Below are 5,321 nucleotides of genomic sequence, written 5' to 3' on the forward strand. Positions count from 1 at the left end.
AACCGGCCGCGAACCCCGATCGCGGCCGGTTTTTCATGAGTCATCCATGAATCGGCGCCGCGCCGGAACTTCTCGCGGCCCCGGTGCGACTACTACCGGGCTGACCCGTGCGCCGCCGAACAGCCCCGGCGGTTCCTGACCCAGCCCGACGAGGAGTCTTCGGCCATGACCGCGCCGGTGTGGATGGCGTTCGCCCCGGAGGTCCATTCCACGCTGCTCAGCAGCGGGCCGGGACCGGCCGGCCTGCTGAGCGCGGCCGCGTCCTGGACGTCGTTGAGCGAAACCTATGCGTCGGCCGCCGCGGAACTCAGCGCGACGCTGGCGGCGGCGCAATCCGATGCGTGGCAGGGGCCCAGCGCCGAGCGGTACGTTGCCGCGCACGCGCCCTATCTGGCGTGGCTGGAGCGGGCCAGCGCGAACAGCGCGGCCGTGGCCGCCCAGCAGGAGACCGCGGCCGCCGCCTACACCGCCGCGCTGGCCGCGATGCCGACCCTGCCGGAGCTGGCCGGCAACCACGCCACGCACGCCGCGCTGGTGGCGACCAACTTCTTCGGCGTCAACACCATCCCGATCGCGGTCAACGAGGCCGACTACGCACGGATGTGGGTCCAGGCCGCCACCACCATGTCCACCTATCAAGCGGTCGCCGGCACGGCGGTGGCCGCCGCGCCACAGACCGACCCGGCGCCGCCGATCGTCAACTCCACCAGCTCGGACGGTTCGGACAGCGACGACAGCGGCGACGACGGCGGCATCGTCGACAACGACGGCGGCAACCCCTACCAGCTGAGCTGGTGGGTCAACCGGTTCCTGGAGATCTTCCAAACCATCGGGCGGGATCTCGAGGAGTTCCCCGAAAACCCGTCTGCCGCGCTGACCCAGCTGCTGCGGGACATCTGGCTGCTGATCGTCGACGAGATCGGCCACGCCATCGAGGCCTTCCAGGCCTTCGCGCCCCAGATCGCGGCGTTCAGCCTCGCCCTGCCGGCCGGGGCCGCGGCGGGACTCGCCGGCCTGAGCGGGCTCGCCGCGATTCAGAAGGCCGCACCCCTGCCCGCGCTGCCGGCCGCGCCGCCGCCGCAGCCGTCGAGCATGCCGGCCGTGGTGGCCGGTCCGCGATGGCGCCGCGGCCGTCGCCGCCCCGGCGCCCGCATCGGCCGGCGCACCGCCCCGCGTCGGCGACGGTGACCGCGTCCGGGCCGCACCGCCGCCGCCCTCCGGCATCGGCGGCACCGCCTACCCGTACCTGATCGGCGGCCCGACCATCGGGAGCGGCACCGGCATGGGCAGCGGCGCACAGCGCAAGGCGTCCGAGCCCGACCCCGCCGCGGCCGCCGCGCCGGCCGGCGCATCGGCGTCCGAGCGGGCGCGGGCGCGACGGCGACGCCGGGCCGCCATGAAGGACCGCTATCGCGGCTACGAGTTCATGGACGTGGAGCCCGACGCCGGACCCGAGCCCGAAACCGACTCGGTGACGGCATCGGATCGGGGCGCCGGCCCGCTGGGCTTTGCCGGCACCGCGCCGTCGGCCCCCGCGCAGGCGACCGGGCTGGCCACGCTGGCCGGCGACGAGTTCGGCACCGGACCGTCGATGCCCATGGTGCCGGGCAACTGGACCGGCGAGTAGCGGCGGAACTTTACCGCCGCGGCGCCCGACTACTGGCTGCGTGACCGTGCCCGGCTACCCATCCGCTACCCGTCCGCGGGAGGCACGCCGGAATTGATAATGAAAATGATTTTCAGTAAGGTGAGGTCTTGCTGTGAGGCTGCCGAGGGTGCGGCTGTGAGTATGCCGAAAATGCGGCAAATCCCTAGGCGAAACGTCCTCATCAGCGGTAGAAGAAGGGCAGCGGAGTGGTGAGCCGACCAGGCTCGAACGCCTCGACAGTTAGCTTATGCAATGCTAACTTCAGGCGGTTAGGTTAGGGGAGGCTACATACATGAGAAGGCGCGGCCGTGGAACGCGGTGACACCGGCATGCTCACAGCTCAGCCGGTCAATTCCGGGTCGACGCACGCGTCGACGGCGACGTGGTCAGCCGGTTCGCCACCTGCTGCCGCGCGCTGGGCATCGTCGTCTACCAACGGCAGCGCCCGGCCGACCTGGCCGCCGCCCGCTCCGGCTTCGCCGCGCTGACCCGCATCGCCCACGACCAGTGCGACGCGTGGACCGGGCTGGCGGCCGCCGGCGACGTGTCGCTGCGCGTGCTGGAGGCGGTGGCCCGCACTGCTGCCACCGCGGGCGTGCTGCAGCGCCAGGTGGACCTGGCGCCCGGCGCGCTGGGCTTCCGCTACGACACCGGGCTGTATCTGCAGTTCCGCGCCACCACGACCGACGACTTCCAGCTCGCCTACGCGGCGGCGCTGGCAACCGCCGGGCGCTTCGCCGACGCCGACCGGATCGTCGCCGCGCTGACCGCCGCCCGACCCGGCTGGCGGGAAGCCCGCTGGGTGTCGGTCGTGATCAACTACCGGGCCGAGCGCTGGTCGGACGTCGTCAAGCTGCTCACCCCGATCGTCAACGACACCGACCTCGACGACGCCTACGCGCACGCCGCCAAGATCGCCCTGGGCACCGCGCTGGCCCGCCTCGGCATGTTCGCCCCGGCGCTGTCCTACCTGGAGGAGCCCGACGGTCCGGTCGCCGTGGCGGCCGTCGACGGCGCCCTGGCCAAGGCGCTGGTGCTGCGCGCGCACGTGGACGAGGAATCGGCCAGCGAGGTGCTGCAGGACCTCTACGCCGCGCACCCGGAGAACGAACAGGTCGAACAGGCGTTATCGGACACCAGTTTCGGCATCGTGACCACCACCGCGGCCCGCATCGAGGCCCGCACCGACCCGTGGGACCCCGCCACCGAGCCCAGCGCCGAGGACTTCGTCGACCCGGCCGCGCACGAGCGCAAGGCGGTGCTGCTGGCCGAGGCCGAACGCCAGCTCGCCGAATTCATCGGACTCGACGAGGTCAAGAACCAGGTGTCCCGGCTGAAGAGCTCGGTCGCCATGGAACTGGTCCGCAAGCAGCGCGGGCTCGCGGTCGCGCAGCGGGCCCACCACCTGGTGTTCGCCGGGCCGCCCGGAACCGGTAAGACCACCATCGCCCGCGTGGTGGCCAAGATCTATTGCGGCCTGGGGCTTTTGAAGCGGGAGAACATCCGCGAGGTGCACCGCGCCGACCTGATCGGCCAGCACATCGGCGAGACCGAGGCCAAGACCAACGCCATCATCGACAGCGCGCTGGACGGGGTGCTGTTCCTCGACGAGGCCTACGCGCTGGTCGCCACCGGCGCCAAGAACGACTTCGGGCTGGTCGCCATCGACACCCTGCTGGCCAGGATGGAGAACGACCGCGACCGCCTGGTGGTCATCATCGCCGGGTACCCGGCCGACCTGGACAAGTTCCTGGACACCAACGAGGGCTTGCGTTCCCGGTTCACCCGCAACATCGACTTCCCGTCGTACGCGCCGTCGGAGCTGGTCGAGATCGCCACCAGATGGCCGAACAACGCGACAGCGTCCTCGACGAGGCCTACGCGCTGGTCGCCACCGGCGCCAAGAACGACTTCGGGCTGGTCGCCATCGACACCCTGCTGGCCAGGATGGAGAACGACCGCGACCGCCTGGTGGTCATCATCGCCGGGTACCGGGCCGACCTGGACAAGTTCCTGGACACCAACGAGGGCTTGCGTTCCCGGTTCACCCGCAACATCGACTTCCCGTCGTACGCGCCGTCGGAGCTGGTCGAGATCGCCACCAAGATGGCCGAACAACGCGACAGCGTCTTCGAACAGGCCGCGCTGGACCACATGGAGGAGTTGTTCACCAAGCTGGCCCGCGAATCGACCCCGGACGCCAACGGGATCTCGCGCCGCAACCTGGACATCGCCGGTAACGGCCGATTCGTCCGGAACATCGTCGAGCGCGCCGAAGAGGAACGGGAGTTCCGGCTCGACCATTCCGAGCACGCCGGAACCGGCGAATTCACTGACGAGGAGCTGATGACGATCACCGACGACGACGTCGCACGGTCGGTTGAGCCGCTGCTGCGCGGCCTTGGCCTGTCGGTGCCGGCATGACCGCCAACAACGATCCCGACGACCGGCGTTCGTTCACCTCGCGCACCCCGGTCAACGACAACCCCGACCAGGTGCAGTACCGGCGCGGCTTCGTCACCCGGCACCAGGTCAGCGGCTGGCGATTCGTGATGCGCCGCATCGCTTCCGGTATCGCGCTGCACGACACCCGGATGCTGGTCGACCCGCTGCGCACCCAGTCGCGCGCCGTCGCGATGGGCGCGGTCCTGCTGGTCACCGGGCTGGCCGGCTGCTTCGTGTTCTCGCTGATCCGGCCCAACGGCACCGCCGGGACCAACGCCGTGCTGGCCGACCGGTCCACGGCTGCGCTGTACGTCCGGGTCGGCGACGACCTGCACCCGGTGCTCAACCTGACCTCCGCCCGGCTGATCGTGGGCAAGCCGGTCAACCCCACCACCGTGAAAAGCGCTGAGCTGGATCGGTTTCCGCGCGGCAACCTGCTCGGCATCCCCGGCGCCCCGGAGCGGATGGTGCAAAACCCGTCCACCGACGCGAACTGGACGGTGTGCGACTCGGTCAGCGAGCCCGCCCCGGGCGGGCACGGCGCGCACAGCACCGGTGTCACCGTGATCGCGGGCCGGCCGGACAGCAGCGGCGCCCGCGCCGCCGCGCTGCCGTCGCAGCAGGCGATCCTGGCCGAGCGGGACGGCGGCACCTGGCTGCTGTGGAACGGCCGGCGCTCGCAGATCAACCTGGCCGACCACGCCGTCACCAACGCGCTCGGCCTGACCGAGAACAACTCCGAGCTGCCGCGCCCGGCCCATCGCGCTCGGTTCTGTTCAACGCGATACCCGAGGCGCCGTCGTTGTCCGCGCCGGGCATCCCGAACGCCGGCGCCCCGGCGCCGTTCGCGGTGCCGGCCCGATCGGGGCCGTGGTGGTCTCCTACACCCTGGATCAAAGCTCCTCGGGGGCGCCGCGCTACTACGCGGTGCTGCCCGACGGCCTGCAGCAGATCTCACCGGTGCTGGCGGCGATCCTGCGCAACACCAATTCCTATGGGCTGGACCAACCGCCGCGGCTGGGCGCCGACGCGGTGGCCAAGCTGCCGGTGTCGCGGATGCTGGACACCGCGCGCTACCCGGACCAACACGTCAGCCTGGTGGACACCGCCAAATCGCCTGTCACATGCGCATATTGGAGCAAGCCCGCCGGTGCGGCCACCAGCTCGCTGAACCTGTTGTCCGGCTCGCGCTGCCGATCGCCGAATCGATTCGCCCCGTCGACCTGGT

Annotated in this window: 3 pseudogenes; all 3 read left to right on the forward strand. The window is 71.0% G+C overall.

From position 1 onward, the window contains the following. Positions 1–165: 165 nt before the first annotated feature. Positions 166–1,627, forward strand: a pseudogene (locus NF20_RS24160) (PPE family protein). Between the two features lie 329 nt (positions 1,628–1,956). Beyond that, positions 1,957–4,072: pseudogene (eccA, locus tag NF20_RS24165) on the forward strand (type VII secretion AAA-ATPase EccA). After that, positions 4,069–5,321, forward strand: a pseudogene (gene eccB, locus NF20_RS24170) (type VII secretion protein EccB); the annotation flags it as partial. The pseudogenes eccA and eccB, both read left to right, overlap by 4 nt.

Source organism: Mycobacterium sp. MAC_080597_8934, from assembly GCF_000523975.1.
Classification (GTDB): Bacteria; Actinomycetota; Actinomycetes; order Mycobacteriales; family Mycobacteriaceae; genus Mycobacterium; species Mycobacterium avium.